Here is a 14,624-nt window from a genome sequence, read left to right as displayed (position 1 = left end):
GGTTCGGCCGGCGACAAAGCTGAGTATTCTGGCCCGGAAGCCCTATTTTTACGCTTCCGCCTGGCCTGGCTCCGCTGCCGGGCCAGTTCCTTCGGAGCAGCATAAAGGTAACCAATACCCGTTAGCCCGCTCCGGTGCCCGCGCCCGCCGCTTCTACCCCGCCAAATATGCATGCTGCCGCCGACACCTACCGCCACCGAGGCATGCGCCGCACACTGGTAGAAGAACTGCGCCGCAAGGGCATCCGCGATGAGCGGGTGCTGGCCGCCATCGGGGCCGTGCCGCGCCACCAGTTCTTTGCCGCCGGCTTCCAGTCGCACGCCTACCACGACAAGGCTTTTCCCATCGGCGAAGGCCAGACCATCTCGCAGCCCTACACCGTAGCCTACCAGACCGAGCTGCTCAACATCGGCCCCCACGATAAGGTGCTGGAAGTCGGGACCGGCTCGGGCTATCAGTGCAGCGTGCTGCTGCAGCTCACGCCCCACGTGTTCAGCATCGAGTACAACACGGTGCTGTTCGAGCGCACGGCCCGCCGGATGGCCGGACTGCCCCACCCGCCCCAGGTGTTCTGCGGCGACGGCTCGCTGGGCCTGCCCCAGCACGCGCCCTTTGATAAAATTCTGGTAACGGCCGGCTCGCCTACGCTGCCCCGGCCGCTGCTGCAGCAGCTGCGCGTGGGCGGCGCGCTGGTTATTCCGGTGGGCGATGCTACCCGCCAGCGCATGGTGCGCGTGGTGCGCGAGAGCGAAGACGCGTTTTCGCGCCAGGAGCTGGAAGAATTCCGCTTCGTTCCGCTGCTGGGCAAAGCCGGCTGGGGCTAGGGGTGAATGAGTGACCGTCATTCACCGAGTCACCGCTTACCTTTGCTCCGTCTTAAGTAGAATTCAATCTTTTCCCAGATGACCCGCAAACCCAAGCCCGTTAAAGACTCGTTCGTCCGCATGACCGAGCTGGTGCTGCCCAACGATACCAATACGCTCAACAACCTGATGGGCGGCCGCATGATGCACCTGATGGACGTGGCGGCCGCTATTTCGGCCCAGCGCCACTCCAACCGCATCGTCGTTACGGCCTCGGTCGATAACGTTTCCTTTCGCGAAGGCATCAAGCTGGGCAGCGTAATTACGCTCGAAGCGCAGGTCACACGCTCCTTCAGCTCCAGCATGGAGGTGCACATTGATGTGTGGGCCGAAGACATTCCGAGCGGCACCAAGGTCAAGTCCAACGAGGCCTTTTTCACCTTCGTAGCCGTTGATCAGTCGGGCCGCCCGATTGATGTGCCGGACGCCGTGCCCGAAACCGCAGCCGAGCAGGCCTTGTTCGAAGGCGCTTTGCGTCGGCGCCAGCTACGCCTGGTGCTGGGCGGCCGCATGGCCCCGCAGGAAGCCACTGAGCTAAAGGCCCTCTTCGACCTCGTAGCCCAGGCCGCCGAAGACGACTCAGCGAGCTGAGTGGTTAGTAGTAGTGATGCATCATCTGGCGTACGCCTGTCGAAGGATCTCTACTACTCCGTTGCCAACGTAATTCAACCTCAGCCCGCGAAATACTTCGGTTTCGCGGGCTGAGGTTTTTTTATCGTCGTTCGGGAATACGTAAATTGCCCCTACGCCTCTACTCTGCTCTTTCGCATGGACAACGCCGCAACGCTCGCCTTCTTCCAGAACTTCTACACGGAGGCCTCCCTATACGTAGTGTCGGAACCCACTGCCGCGCTCCAGCCAGCAGATGCGTCGGCCGCTGCCCCGGCTCCCTTGGTGTCGGCCGTTGTGCCCCAGCCGACGGGGCAGCCGGCTGCTCCGCCGGCCATGGCCAAGCCCGCACCAGCCCCGCTCCCGCCAATGCCGCCGGCCGTAGCGCCAGTAATTGCTGCCACACCTGCCTCAGTGTCACCGCATCCGGCTCCGGCTCCGGCTCCGGTAGTAACCGCAGCTGCACCGGTGGCGCCAGCCGTTACGCCGGATTCGGCCATGGCGGGCCACGCAGCCGTAACGCTCACGCTGGCCCCGCTGCCGGCGGCTCCGGCGGCTCCACCCTCGCAGCCGGGTCGGGTGCAGCCTACGCCCACCCAGTCGCCGGTGGCGCATATCCCGTTTTCTACGCTGGGCAGCAACTTCGGCGGCCTCGTAATTCTGGTGCGCTTACCCGAAGCGCAATTCCGTAAGCTGCCGCGCAACGTGTTTCTCAACAATCTGCTCAAGGCGCTGCGCCTGATTATGGAAGACGTAGTGCTGGTGAACGTGGAGCACGACTCCTACCCGGTAGCCCTGTGCAGCCTCCGCCAGCACCTGGGCGCCCGGCAGTTTCTGGCGTTCGGTAAAAACCTGCTCGATGTGGCCGTGTACACCACCCAGCCCTACGAGCCCGTACTACTCTACGGCGACACGGCCTTCCTCGGAGCCAGCGAAATTGAGATGCTCGAATACGACGCCGGCCGCAAAAAGAAGCTCTGGCAATCGGTGCAGCGGATGTTTGGAGTCTGACCCCGAAACTGTTTAGGAAGTCGCTAAGACCAACCCGTCCGTCATGTCGGCAAGCTCATCATGACGGCCTTACTAGTTAACCCAAGTTGCGAAGAACAGCTGCCCACAACGAAAACGGCCAGCCGCTTATGCGACTGGCCATTTTCGTTGTGGGTTTACCTCTTTCTTACTTCAATACCGAAGCCAGCTTGGCATCCAGCTCGGCGCCACGCAGATTTTTACCTACGATGCGGCCCTGCGGATCGAGCAGAATAGAGAAGGGAATGGACTTGATGCCGTAAGTCTGGCCGGCCGCCGACTCCCAGCCTTTCAGGTCCGAAACCTGCTTCCAGACCAAGCCATCGGCCTGAATGGCTTTCAGCCACTTGGCCCGGTCCTGATCGAATGAAACCCCGTAGATTTCGAAGCCCGGGCCCGCGTTTTTATACTTGTTGTAGGCCCGCACGATATTGGGGTTTTCCTGGCGGCAGGGGCCGCACCAGCTGGCCCAGAAATCAATCAGCACATACTTACCGCGCAGGCTGGTAAGCGCCAACGGTGGTCCTTGGGGCGTGGGCAGGCTGATTTCGGGGGCCGTAGCGCCCGAGGCGGTAGTGCGCAGGCCGTCGAGGCGGGTGGCCAGCGCCTTGGTGTAGCGCGAGTTGGGGGCCGAAGTCTTCAGCACTGTGGCGACCGAGTCGGCCAAGGCGAAGTTCTCGTCGGGGTTGAGCACGTTGGCCATCACGAAGCCCGCTACAATGGATCCCGGGTTCTGGCGTACCAGCTGCAACATTTGCTGCTGGCCCCGGCGCTGCAGGGCTTCAGCCCGGGCCTGAATGACCTGCATCGAATCGATGCGGCCGGCCTGAGCGGCGGCGGCGTAGCGCTGCTCCAGGCGCGGCATGGCCTGCTGCAGCTGCTGTTGGTTGGCTTCGGCAGCCATATTTATCTGGCGCAGCAGCTCCGAATCGGGCGAGCCCTGCACCGTGTAAGTGGTGGGCAGCTTCTGGGCGTCGCCGGCGAGCTGTATCCGCTGGCCGGGACCGAGTACCACCAGCGCCTGGTTCTGGTCAGTGGTCTTCACTTGGTACAGGCCGGCTTCGGTCATCGGCCCCTTAAAGGTAAACTCGCCTTTCTCGTTAACAGTAGCCGTGTCGCGCGACACGAACTGGGTTTCGCCCAGCTCGGCCAGGTACACCTTGGTACCCACCGGGGCATTCTGGAGCTGGCCACTCAGCTCATAGCTGGCAGCATCGGCGGAGCCGACTGTGGTAGGCGTGGCGTTCTTGTTGCAGGCATTAGTCATGCCCAGCAGGGCACCAAAATAGAGCAGGCTCTTCATGTTCATTGGTTAAGCAGAAAGCGAACCAGCCCAGAGATAGGCCGGAATACGGGGCAAGGACCCTGAAACAAGGCGCAAGTTGCCGATTTTGCCCGGAAGAGGGCCAGGTAGGTAGGCGTGCAACTGCGGCCGGCCGCCCCGGGTTCCCGGCCCTGGCCGGATACCTGGTCTGGAATCCGGCTCGTCCCGGTTAGTCGAGCGGAATATATTCTGAAATTTTCTGGCCCAGGTCGCGGCCGCGCAGGTTGCGGGCCAGCTCGTAGCCCCGCGGGTCGAGCAGCACGGCGGTGGGCAGCTGCTTCACCTCGTAGGCCTTGGCAGTACCCGCCTGCGGCCCTTCAGAGTCGAACACCTGAAGCCAGCGCACAGCGCGCAGGGAGTCGGCGGCAGCGTGCCCGGCGACTTGGTCAGCATCAAGCCACACGCTCACAATAACGAGCCCGCGGTGGTGAAACTGGCCGTAAATCTTGCGCAGGTTGGCGTTTTCGGCCTGGCAGTCGGCACAATCGGCGGTCCGGAAATCGAGCAGCACGTAGCTGCCGCGCAGGCTACTTAGGTCCAATTGCTTTCCGTCGGCAGTTGGCAGGCTGAAATCGGGCGAGGCCGGGCGGTTGTCGCGCCGGTTTTGGCTGGCCGCACCGGGCGTAGCCGGAGCGCCCAGCCGCTGGCAGCTGCCGAGCAGCACCAGGAGCAACAGTGCAGAAACGGTACAACCACTGCAGCCTAAGTGCCGCAAAGCGCCGTCCGGCGGTATTACTACCGGCAGGAGAAGCTTCGCACCGCTTTGGCTGGCAGGTGGTTGTACGCATTATCGTCAGTGCTAACCGTCCAGATGCTGGCGCAGCAGCTGGTTGGCCATTTTGGGGTTGGCTTTGCCGCCGGTCAGCTTCATCAGTTCGCCCATAAACATACCGGTGAGGCTCTTTTTGCCGGCGCGGTACTCGGCCACCTTGGCCGGGTTGGCGTCGAGCACCTGCCGAATCATGGCTTCCAGCGCCCCGGCATCCGACTGCTGCAGCAGGCCCTGGGCTGCGGCGGCAGCGGCGGCGGTTTGGGTGGGGTTTTCGAGCAGATACGGGAGCAGCTGCTTGCTGGCCACCGACTGGCCCACCTTGTTCTCGTCGATGAGCCCGATGATGTCGGCCAGATGCTGAGTCGTGAGCGGGAACTGGTCGAGGGTGAGGGCGCGCTCGTTGAGGTAGGCTTTCACGGGGCCGGTTACCCAGTTGGCGGCGGCTTTGGCGTTGGGCGTCAGGCGGGTCAGCTCGTCGAAATACAGGGCCAGATCCTTCTCAGCCGTCAGCACCGAGGCGTCGTAGTCCGAGAGGCCCAGCTCGCCGGTGAAGCGGGCGTAGAGCTGCTGGGGCAGCGCCGGCATCTGCTCCTGCATGCGGTGCAGCCAGGCATCATCAATGATGACGGGCGGCAGGTCGGGCTCGGGGAAATAGCGGTAGTCGTTGAGCGTTTCCTTGCTGCGCTGGCCGACGGTGGTGCCGGTTGGGGCATCGAAGCCGCGGGTCTGGCTGTCGATTACCTCGCCGGCTTCGAGCAGCAGAATCTGGCGCTCAATCTCGTACTCAATAGCCCGCTGCACGTTGCGGAACGAGTTCATGTTCTTCACCTCCACCTTCACCCCGAACTCGGCGGCCCCGTGTAGCATCACGCTCACGTTGGCGTCGCAGCGCAAAGAGCCTTCCTCCATGTTGCCGTCGCAGATGCCGAGGTACTCCACCAGCTTCTTGATTTCGGCCAGGTAGGCGTAGGCTTCCTCCGAGTTGCGGATGTCGGGCTCGCTCACGATTTCGATGAGCGGCACGCCGGCCCGGTTCAAATCCACGAGCGTTTCCGTTTCGCCGGCCAAGTGCATGCTCTTGCCCGCGTCCTCCTCCATGTGGATGCGCGTGACGCCGATTTGCTTGGTAGCGCCATCAGCAAGGCGGATTTCCACGTGGCCGTCGGTGCAGATGGGCGTTTTGTCCTGGGTTATCTGGTAGCCCTTGGGCAGGTCGGGGTAGAAGTAGTTTTTGCGGGCGAACAGGTTGTCGCGCCGGATGTGGCAGTTGGTGGCCAGGCCCATTTTCATGGCAAACTCGATGGCCGAGTGGTTGACTTTGGGCAGCGTGCCGGGGTGGCCGAGCGTAATCACGCTCAGGTTATGGTTGGGCAGGGCGCCGTACTCGTTTTCGTCGGCCGAGTACATCTTGCTGCGGGTCAGCAGCTGGGCGTGTACTTCGAGGCCGATGACGGGCTGGTATTTGGCTTTGAGGCTGTCGTCTATCACTTAATCACAGATTTACGCTGATTCAGCGCTGATTTCACTGATTGCAGGCGTGAAGATACTTAAGGTTCGGGGGAGTTGCGAGCGGGTATGTTACAGTAGCGCCGCGCTTCGTTGAGTAAGCCGAAACGTCATGCTGAGCGCAACGAAGCAGCCCGCGGGCTCAGCATTAGGTTGCTACTCCAACATCAGCCTGCGGGCTGCTTCGCTGCGCTCAGCATGACGTTCTATTTTCAGCGCTTAGCAACCCCCGCCGGGCCGCGCTAATCGTTGAATACCGGGATGTAGGTGGCCTGGAAGGCGTTGCCGGCCTGGTTGTAGGCATTCACCAGCTTGCTATTCTGGGTATTGTAGCCGCCCACGAGGCCATTCATGCGGTCGGCATCGGCCTTGGTAAAGCGGTCCTGGCGGGTGAGCAGCTCCTGGATCTGGGGGCCTTGGGTGGTGGCAAAACCGGCGTAGTAGTTCACCAGGTTGCGGGCCGCGTCGCGGTAGCGGGCGTCTTTGCCGCGGAAGGGCGCAATGGGTTTCAGGGCTGCGGCAGCCGTCTGGGCGTCGGTAACCAGCTGCTGGCGGGCCTGTTCGAAGCCGTTGGCGTCGCGGGCGTTGAGCGCATCGATGAGGCGGGCGCTGGCCTTCTCCATCCGGAACTGGGCCAGGTACACTTGGTGCTGGTAGCTATTCACCTCCGACACCTGCCGCATGTACTGGGCCAGCCGCCGGCCCTCTGGGTCCTCGGAAATGGTCATGCCGTGGCGGCGGGCGAAGCGCAGCTGGGCCGCATCCACCGAATCGTTCACCACCTGCATCTTGCGTTCAGCCACTTCCTGCAGCCGAAAATACTGCTCCATGTTTTCAACGGTGGCCGTGCGGGTGGCGGCCAGCAGATCCACGGCCTTATAGTCTTCCGAATACACCTTCAGCAGCTGGTAAAAGGCTTCGGTGGTCTGCTCCTTGAATCCTTTATCGTCCTTGTAGGCGGGCAGTTTGGCCAACTTTTGCAGCGAGAGTTCCGTCTGCTTCACCAGATCCTGGCGCTTGGCGTCCACCTTTTTCTCGTTGGTCGAGTGGGCCGATTTGCTGATGTAGCGCAGGTTTTTTGTGAGCATGGCCCGCTGCTCGCCCACAATGAAGTTGTTGTAGGCGCCAGGGTCGGTGAACGTCTGGGCCCGGGCAGCCGGAGCGGCGGTGAGGCCCGCTGCAAGCAGGCCCGCAGTCAATAGAAGCGTAGAAAGGCGCATATTGTAGGGTGAGAGGTGGAAATTATTCGATGGCGAAGGTGATAGGCAAAGTGAAATAAACGGGCACTGTTTCACCGTTTTGCTGGCCGGGCTTAAAGCGGGGCAAACTTGCCAGCACGCGAAGGGCCTCGGCATCCAGCTCTGGCCACAAGCCCTGCTTTATTTGCAGGCAGCGCACTTCGCCTGTTTCCGCTACCACAAATGCCGTTTTCACCACGCCTTGCAAGTTCTGCTTCAATGCCGCGGTGGGGTAGCGAAGTGTGCGGCCGATATAGTCCAGCAGCGCCTGCTGGCCACCCGGAAACTCCGGTAACTTTTCGGTGTATTTGTACTGGTTGCAGGAAACCAGCGCGCCCGTTTTTGAGAAGCACTTGGCGCTCTGCTCCTTCCCGTGGTCGAATTGGGCTATCTTCTGCAAACGCCCTTGGGTATTGTAAGCGCGGTATTCGCCATGCGTTTTATTACCCAGTTCGTGGCTCACATATTCGGTCTGCCCGTTGGAGCGCCAGCCCTCTACCACAGTCAGCGTATCACCGTTGGGCTGCCAGGTAATTGTTTTCACCCTGTATAGGCGGTTGGAGGCCACGTAAAACACGCTATCCAGCTGCGACCTTCCAGCTACTTGGGTTCGCTGAATCCGGTAAACAGCATCAGACGATGCTGTAACTACTGAATCTTTAAACATCTGATAAATAGTGGTTCTCACTGGCGCTTCCTGGGCAGTAGCCGTGCCAGCCGCGCATGTTGCCAGCAGGACACCACTGATGATAACGATAAACTTCATGGATAGCGAAACGTGAACGTAAGGGGCAAAAAACGGGCGCTGTGCCAATCGGCACAACACCCGCTTTACCCGGCTGGCCAAACGGTCAAAAATGCCGTATTCCGGCTAAAATTCGACCTTTTGGTTGGTTTGAAACCAGCAAAATTGCAAACCGGACTGGACGCCTGTTCAGGCAAGAGGATGGCATTTCGCGCTACAGGATTTTAAACGTGGCCGGCACCCGGAAACGCACTTCGACCACTTCGCCCTCCCGGCGGCCCGGCACGAAGGGCTTCAGCTTACGAACCGACTGCACCGCGGCTTCCTGCAAGTGGGTATATGCCTGCAGCAACGCAACGGAAGCATCCGCCGACGGCTCCTCGGCCGCAACATCCTGCACTTTGCCATCCTTGCCAACCGTAAAACCCACAATCACAACCCCTTCTGCTCTGGCCCGGAGTGCCAGTCTCGGGTACACCGTATTCCGGCCAATATCCTGCAACAGCCCCGCCTGCTCGCCCGGATAAACCGGCATTTGCATATAGGGAAAATAGGCCACCGGCTCCCCATCAGGCCCAAAACACTCGCCCGTAGTGGGCTGGCCAGGGGCCACCATCTCCCGCCGACGCAACTCCCCGGTAGGATAGTAGGTTCGCCGCTCCCCCTGCAATATTCCCAGTACATAAACCTCCTGCAGGCGTGTTTTGCCGTTTTCGTAAAACTCCAGGTAAGCGCCGTGCCGTATCCGCGGGGCCTGGTTGAGGAAGGCTTTATAGGAATGGAGTTTGCCGCTTGACAGCGAATACGTTTTGGCTACGCCCCGGGCGCTATCCTTCATCATAATTTCCACCCGGTAAGCGGCTCCCTCGGGAGTGGCAGCGCGACGAAAGTGGTGGTCCTGATATTCCGTGCTACGCGCAATGCGCGTGCTATCGGGCAATGGGGCTGCTGCCAGCGAGCCAGCGGCTAGTAGTAATGCGAGCAGGAATGGCAGCAACTTATACTTCATCACAATGGGTATAAACTTAAACGATACTATTACGCACTGTTGTCTGCTTGCCGCCCGTTGTAGGGGCGGGGCTTGTCCCCGCCCGCCGTTGAACGATAATTGTTGAAGCGGTGCGAATGGCGGGCAGGGACAAGCCCCGCCCCTACAGCAGACGGAAACTACGTAACAGCAGTTATTTGATGGCGAAAGTAACTGGTACAGTGAAATAAACGGGCACTGCTTCGCCGTCTTGCTGACCGGGTTTGAAGCGGGGCATACTCCCGATTACGCGCAGGGCCTCGGCATCCAGCTCCGGCGACACGCCCTTCGTCACTTGCGCGCAACGGACTTCCCCGGTTTCAGCCACCACAAACGTGAGGAATACCCTACCCTGCCGTTGCTCTCTCAGCGCCTTACCGGGGTAGCGCATCGTGCGGCCGATATAGCTCAGCATGGCCTGGAAACCGCCCGGAAATTCCGGCATTTTCTCAGTGTAGGCATACTGGGAGCAAGAAACCAGTGCCCCATTTTTGGAGTAGCATTCAGCACTTTGCTCCTTGCCGCGCTCAAACTGAGCTTTACGCTGCAAACGCCCCCGCTCATCGTAGCCGCGGTACTCCCCGTGGGCCTTGCGGCCCAGCTCGTGGCGCACATAATGGGGCCGGCCATTGGCTCGCAGCCCCTCCACTACTGTCAGCGTGTCTCCGGTGGGCAGCCACGTAGTACGCACAACCTTTAGCAAGCGGCCGGAAGCCACATAAAAAATCGTATCCAGCTGCGACTTGCCGGCCACGCCAGTACGCTGAATCCGGTAGCTGGCATAGGCTGGCTCCAGCACCACTGAGTCCCGAGAGGACTTGTAGAGCGTGGTTCTGGCTGATAAATCCTGTGCCGTAGCGCCGACTACCGTGCCGGTTACCAGCAGCGCACTACTAATTATAACGATGAATTTCATACCAACAAAAACACGAATACTGTAATAATAGAAAACAGGGCGCTGTGCCCATCAGCACAACGCCCTGTTTTACGTGGATGGCTAAACGGTCAAAAATACCGTCTTCCGCCTAAAATACAAACTACGCCAGCGCCTTTTCCACCAACTCCTTGGCCTTGGCAATGGCCGCGGGCAGCCCGGCCGCGTTTTTGCCGCCGGCCGTGGCGAAAAACGGCTGGCCACCGCCGCCGCCTTGGATTTCCTTGCCTAGCTCGCGCACCAGGGTGCTGGCGTTGAGCTTGCCGGCCTGCACCAGCTCGTCGGCCAGCATGACGGCCAGCTGGGGTTTGCCATCAATTTCGGCGCCGAGCACGGCTACCAGGTTGGGTACGGCCTGCCGGAGCTGGAAGGCCAGCGTTTTGAGGCCCTCGGCCGACGTTGCCTGCACCTGGGCGGCCAGGAAGTTCACCTCGCCGAGTGGCTGCACCTGCCCCGCCAGCTGCTCGCGCTGCTGGTTGATGCTCTGCTGGGCAAACTGCTCGATTTGCTTGCGCAGGGTAGCAATTTCCTCGGTCTGCTTCTCGATGCCGGGCAGCAGGTGCTGGGGGTTGCCCAGCGCCTCGCGCACCTGGCCCAGCAGGTCCAGCTGCTGGTTCACGAAGGCTTCGGCAGCCTCGGCCGTTACGGCCTCGATGCGGCGCACGCCCGCGCCCACCGCGCTTTCGCTCGTGATGCGGAAGTAGCCGATGTCGCCGGTGGTGCGCACGTGGCAGCCGCCGCACAGCTCCACCGAGAAGTCGCGGTCGAAGGTGATAACGCGCACAAACTCGCCGTACTTCTCGCCGAATAGGGCCGTGGCACCGAGGTTCTTGGCCTCATCAATCGGCACGTTGCGGCGCTCATCCAGCGGAATCTGCTGGCGGATGCGGGCGTTCACCAGCGTTTCCACCTGCCGGAGCTGGTCGTCGGTTACTTTGGTGAAGTGCGAGAAGTCGAAGCGCAGCAGCTTCTCGTTCACCAGCGAGCCTTTCTGGGCCACGTGGGTGCCAACTACCTCGCGCAGCGCGGCCTGCAGCAGGTGAGTGGCGGTGTGGTTGCGCTGAATCTGGGCGCGGCGGGCGGGCTCGTAGCGGGCCAGAAACTCGCCCTCCAGGTCCTGGGGCAGCTCCAGCACGGTGTGCACAATCAGGTCGTTCTCCTTCTTGGTATCCACCACCCGCACCTTGCTCAGCGGGCTTTCCAGGTAGCCCGTGTCGCCCACCTGCCCGCCCGATTCGGCGTAGAATGGCGTCTGGTCGAGCACCACCTGATATTCGGTTTTGCCCTTACGGTCGGTGCGGCGGTAGCGCAGAATGCGGGCCGGGGCCTCGGCTTGGTCGTAGCCCACAAAAGCGGGCACGTCTTCCGATTCGAGCACGATGGTCCAGTCGCTCTGCTCAGTCTCTTGGGCGTTACGGGAGCGGTTTTTCTGGGCCGCCAGCGCCTGCTGGAAGCCTTCCTCGTCCACCGTCAGGCCCTTTTCACGGGCAATCAGGGCCGTGAGGTCGAGCGGGAAACCGAACGTGTCCGACAGCTCGAAAGCCGTGGGGCCGTCGATGCGGTTGCCCTGCTGGCGGAAGCCTTCTTCGAGCGAATCGAGGCGGCGCAGGCCGTTTTCGAGGGTTTTAAGAAAGCTGATTTCCTCTTCCTCAATCACGCGCTGCACGAATTGCTGCTGGGCCTTGAGCTCTGGGAAAATATTGCGCATCTGATCGGCCAGCACCGGCACGATTTTGTACAAAAACGGCTGCTTCTGGTTTAGGCTCGAAAACGCGTAGCGCACGGCCCGCCGCAGTATGCGCCGGATGACGTAGCCGGCCTTTACGTTAGAAGGCAACTGGCCGTCGGAAATGGTGAAGGCGATGGTGCGGATGTGGTCGGCAATGACCCGGATGGCAATGTCGGTCTTCTCGTTCTCAGTGGCCGGCTGGTCGGTTACCGTAGCCGGGGAAGTGCCGTGGTAGGCCACGTTAACCTCTTTGGCAATGAACTGAATGAGCGGCTGGAAAACGTCGGTGTCGTAGTTGGATTTCACGCCCGACACGGCCATCATCAAACGCTCGAAGCCCATGCCCGTATCCACGTTCTGCTGAGGCAGTTTCAGCAGCGACTTATCGGCCCGTCGCTCGAATTCCATGAACACGTTGTTCCAGACTTCCACCACCTGCGGGTGGTCGGCATTCACCAACTCGGCGCCGGGTTTGGCGGCCCGCTCCTCGTCGGAGCGCAGGTCGATATGGATTTCGGTGCAGGGTCCACAGGGGCCAGTGTCACCCATTTCCCAGAAGTTATCCTTCTTGTTGCCGGGCAGAATCCGCTCGTCGGTGGTGTACTTACGCCACAGTTCCTGCGTCTCGGTATCGGGGCCGAGGTTGTCGCCGGCGTCGCCCTCGAAGTACGTTACGTAAAGGCGGTCCTTGTCGAGACCGTACACGTCAACGAGCAATTCCCAGGCCCAGGCAATGGCATCGGTCTTGAAATAATCTCCGAACGACCAGTTACCGAGCATCTCGAACATGGTGTGGTGGTAGGTGTCGTAGCCGACCTCTTCGAGGTCGTTGTGCTTGCCCGATACGCGCAGGCACTTCTGGGTATCGGCAATGCGCTTGAAGGGCGCGGGCTTGTTGCCGAGGAAGTAGTCCTTGAACGGGGCCATGCCCGAGTTGATGAACAGCAGTGTAGGGTCGTTTTTGACCACAATCGGGGCCGAGGGCACGATGTGGTGGCCCTTGGAAGCGAAAAAATCAAGGAACTGCTGGCGGACGTGCGAGGCGGTTGGGAGCATATGGCAGGGGCGCGCTGCGGGCGCCCGTTCAGTGAAGGAGGAAGGAAGCCGCCGCCGGAAATTGGCGGCAACCGGGTTTTTAGCTATTTTTCGCCATCAAACCCCATGGCGCTACCCGTAAAGGTAGCCGGCGGAGACAAAAGTGAAAAATGTAGCGCTTGGCTTCGGCCGGGCATTACCTTGCCCGCTGTCGGCCGATGGCTCGCCTGGCCCCGCCAAGCCGCTGCCCGGCCCTACCCCTACCCCTCCCCATGACCTACCAAGACCGCGAAATCGAGAAGCAGTACTTCACCATCGGCGAAGTAGCCCAGCAGTTCAACGTCGCCCCTTCGCTGATTCGGTTCTGGGAAACCGAGTTCGACGAGCTGCGCCCGCGCAAGAGCAAGAAGGGAAACCGCCTCTACACGCCCCAGGACATCGATATTTTCCGCACCATCTACCACTTAGTGAAGGAGCGCGGCTACACCATACCCGGCGCCCGCGACCTGCTCAAGCAGAAAGGACCCCAACTCAAGGAGAAAATCGACGTGATTCAGAGCCTAGAAAAAGTCCGCAAGTTTATGGTGACCATGAAAAAGGACCTGGACGCGCTGGGCAAGGCGCAGGGCTAATATTTCTCTATCAACTAGCCATGTCTGACTCCGCTCCCGACGACACCCTCCTCCACGAAGTTGCCCTGACGCTGTTCCCGAACGTGGGGCCGCAGCTGACGCGGCAGCTGATGAGCTACGCCGGCTCGGCCCGCAACGCGCTGCACCTGCCGGCGGGTAAGCTGCTACGGATTCCGGGCGTGGGGCCGGCCACGGCAGGCATCCTCACGGGAAAGTCGCGCACGGAGGCGCTGCAGCAGGCCGAAGCGGCATTGCGCCGGGCCGAAAAAGAGGGCGTGCAACTGCTTTTCTACACTAACAAGGCGTTTCCGGCGCGGCTCAAGCTGGTGCCCGATGCCCCGGCGCTGCTCTACTACCAGGGCACGGCCGACCTCAACCACCCTAAAACGCTGGCCTTGGTAGGCACCCGCCAAGCCACCGACTACGGCCGCGAGCAAACCGAGCGGCTCATTAAAGGAATTGCCGCCCACCGCCCGCTCATCGTCAGCGGCCTGGCCTACGGCATCGATATTGCGGCCCACCGCGCCGCGCTGCAGGAAGGACTGGAGACGGTGGGCGTGATGGCCACTGGCCTCGACGTAATGTATCCGGCCGTGCACCGCAAAACGGCCGAGAAAATGCTCACCCAGGGCGGCCTGCTCACCGAATTCCCCTTCGGTACCCCGCCCGATAAATACAACTTTCCGTCCCGCAACCGCATCATTGCGGGCCTTTCGGATGGCACCGTAGTGGTGGAAGCCGCCCGCAAAGGCGGGGCGCTGATAACGGCCGACCTAGCCCAGGGCTACGACCGCGACGTGCTGGCCGTGCCCGGCCCGCTGGGCTCGGCGGCCTCCGAAGGCTGCCACGACCTCATCAAGAGCAATAAAGCCGCCCTCTACTCCGAGCCCCGCGACATCGAGCAGCTGCTCAACTGGGACCTGGCCCTGCACCTGCACGGCCGCCCCAAAACGCCCAAGAACTTCGACCCGCTCGATTTCACGGCCGACGAATTCGGCCTGCTGACCGTGCTGCAGGCCACCCCCAACCGCGAAGAACACCTCGATACGCTGGCCTGGAAAGCCCAGCTGCCAGTGCATCTGGTAGCCGGGCTGCTGCTGAGCCTGGAGTTCGGGGGCGTAATAAAGGCCCTACCCGGTAAGCGGTTCGCACTGGTTTAAGCGGTTGGGACTTCGCTCAGA

13 protein-coding genes are annotated in these 14,624 nt (G+C 61.3%); 5 read left to right on the top strand and 8 right to left on the bottom strand.

All coding sequences use genetic code 11. The features are described from left to right. Positions 1–167: 167 nt before the first annotated feature. The 3 genes from D0N36_RS03065 (at position 168) to D0N36_RS03055 (ending at position 2,483) form a co-directional block, all read left to right on the top strand. Positions 168–824, top strand: coding sequence for a protein-L-isoaspartate(D-aspartate) O-methyltransferase (locus tag D0N36_RS03065; RefSeq protein WP_116939567.1), 657 nt, complete (start codon positions 168–170; stop codon positions 822–824). Between the two features lie 78 nt (positions 825–902). Beyond that, positions 903–1,454 (top strand): acyl-CoA thioesterase, encoded by a 552-nt coding sequence (locus D0N36_RS03060; RefSeq protein WP_116939566.1) that lies wholly within the window; start codon positions 903–905, stop codon positions 1,452–1,454. 177 nt (positions 1,455–1,631) lie between these two features. Further along, positions 1,632–2,483 carry a hypothetical protein gene (locus D0N36_RS03055; protein WP_116939565.1) on the top strand — a complete coding sequence of 284 codons (852 nt, stop codon included), beginning with the start codon at positions 1,632–1,634 and terminating at the stop codon, positions 2,481–2,483. A 166-nt stretch (positions 2,484–2,649) separates the two neighbouring features. Here the strand turns inward: D0N36_RS03055 and D0N36_RS03050 are convergent, their stop codons facing one another. The 8 genes from D0N36_RS03050 to alaS all read right to left on the bottom strand — a co-directional run bounded on the left by D0N36_RS03050 (position 2,650) and on the right by alaS (position 12,832). After that, positions 2,650–3,804: a TlpA disulfide reductase family protein gene (locus tag D0N36_RS03050; protein ID WP_190242492.1), complete on the bottom strand. Its 1,155-nt coding sequence runs from the start codon at positions 3,802–3,804 to the stop codon at positions 2,650–2,652. Positions 3,805–3,994: 190 nt separating this feature from the next. Next, the gene (locus D0N36_RS03045; RefSeq protein ID WP_242478784.1) at positions 3,995–4,489 is read right to left on the bottom strand and encodes a peroxiredoxin family protein; all 495 of its coding nucleotides are present in this window, start codon (positions 4,487–4,489) and stop codon (positions 3,995–3,997) included. 135 nt (positions 4,490–4,624) lie between these two features. Then, positions 4,625–6,085 (bottom strand): Asp-tRNA(Asn)/Glu-tRNA(Gln) amidotransferase subunit GatB, encoded by a 1,461-nt coding sequence (gatB, locus tag D0N36_RS03040; protein ID WP_116939562.1) that lies wholly within the window; start codon positions 6,083–6,085, stop codon positions 4,625–4,627. A gap of 260 nt (positions 6,086–6,345) precedes the next feature. After that, entirely contained in the window at positions 6,346–7,323 is a 978-nt protein-coding gene (locus D0N36_RS03035; protein WP_147320723.1) for an LIC11966 family surface protein, read from the bottom strand. Between the two features lie 22 nt (positions 7,324–7,345). Further along, on the bottom strand, positions 7,346–8,107 hold the full coding sequence (locus D0N36_RS03030) for an energy transducer TonB (RefSeq protein ID WP_116939560.1): 762 nt from the start codon (positions 8,105–8,107) through the stop codon (positions 7,346–7,348). A 193-nt stretch (positions 8,108–8,300) separates the two neighbouring features. Then, positions 8,301–9,095, bottom strand: a complete 795-nt coding sequence (locus D0N36_RS03025; protein WP_116939559.1) for an energy transducer TonB — start codon at positions 9,093–9,095, stop codon at positions 8,301–8,303. A 172-nt stretch (positions 9,096–9,267) separates the two neighbouring features. Beyond that, positions 9,268–10,029 (bottom strand): energy transducer TonB, encoded by a 762-nt coding sequence (locus tag D0N36_RS03020; protein ID WP_116939558.1) that lies wholly within the window; start codon positions 10,027–10,029, stop codon positions 9,268–9,270. Positions 10,030–10,150: 121 nt separating this feature from the next. Then, positions 10,151–12,832, bottom strand: coding sequence for an alanine--tRNA ligase (gene alaS / locus D0N36_RS03015; RefSeq protein WP_116939557.1), 2,682 nt, complete (start codon positions 12,830–12,832; stop codon positions 10,151–10,153). Between the two features lie 251 nt (positions 12,833–13,083). Between alaS and D0N36_RS03010 the strand changes: the two genes are divergently transcribed. Together D0N36_RS03010 and dprA are read left to right on the top strand one after the other, a co-directional pair. Beyond that, entirely contained in the window at positions 13,084–13,443 is a 360-nt protein-coding gene (locus tag D0N36_RS03010) for a MerR family transcriptional regulator (protein WP_116939556.1), read from the top strand. Positions 13,444–13,463: 20 nt separating this feature from the next. After that, positions 13,464–14,603 carry a DNA-processing protein DprA gene (dprA, locus tag D0N36_RS03005; protein ID WP_116939555.1) on the top strand — a complete coding sequence of 380 codons (1,140 nt, stop codon included), beginning with the start codon at positions 13,464–13,466 and terminating at the stop codon, positions 14,601–14,603. The last annotated feature ends 21 nt before the right edge of the window (positions 14,604–14,624 follow it).

The sequence above is a fragment of the Hymenobacter lapidiphilus genome (assembly GCF_003417065.2).
Classification (GTDB): domain Bacteria; phylum Bacteroidota; class Bacteroidia; order Cytophagales; family Hymenobacteraceae; genus Hymenobacter.
This window is presented reverse-complemented; position numbering and strand designations above follow the sequence as displayed.

Excerpts from the sequence above, each read along its gene's own strand:
- D0N36_RS03065 (WP_116939567.1), top strand. The coding sequence starts at position 168 with ATGCATGCTGCCGCCGACACCTACCGCCACCGAGGCATGCGCCGCACA.
- D0N36_RS03060 (WP_116939566.1), top strand. The coding sequence starts at position 903 with ATGACCCGCAAACCCAAGCCCGTTAAAGACTCGTTCGTCCGCATGACC.
- D0N36_RS03055 (WP_116939565.1), top strand. The coding sequence starts at position 1,632 with ATGGACAACGCCGCAACGCTCGCCTTCTTCCAGAACTTCTACACGGAG.
- D0N36_RS03050 (WP_190242492.1), bottom strand. The coding sequence starts at position 3,804 with ATGAAGAGCCTGCTCTATTTTGGTGCCCTGCTGGGCATGACTAATGCC.
- D0N36_RS03035 (WP_147320723.1), bottom strand. The coding sequence starts at position 7,323 with ATGCGCCTTTCTACGCTTCTATTGACTGCGGGCCTGCTTGCAGCGGGC.
- D0N36_RS03030 (WP_116939560.1), bottom strand. The coding sequence starts at position 8,107 with ATGAAGTTTATCGTTATCATCAGTGGTGTCCTGCTGGCAACATGCGCG.
- D0N36_RS03025 (WP_116939559.1), bottom strand. The coding sequence starts at position 9,095 with ATGAAGTATAAGTTGCTGCCATTCCTGCTCGCATTACTACTAGCCGCT.
- D0N36_RS03020 (WP_116939558.1), bottom strand. The coding sequence starts at position 10,029 with ATGAAATTCATCGTTATAATTAGTAGTGCGCTGCTGGTAACCGGCACG.
- alaS (WP_116939557.1), bottom strand. The coding sequence starts at position 12,832 with ATGCTCCCAACCGCCTCGCACGTCCGCCAGCAGTTCCTTGATTTTTTC.
- D0N36_RS03010 (WP_116939556.1), top strand. The coding sequence starts at position 13,084 with ATGACCTACCAAGACCGCGAAATCGAGAAGCAGTACTTCACCATCGGC.
- dprA (WP_116939555.1), top strand. The coding sequence starts at position 13,464 with ATGTCTGACTCCGCTCCCGACGACACCCTCCTCCACGAAGTTGCCCTG.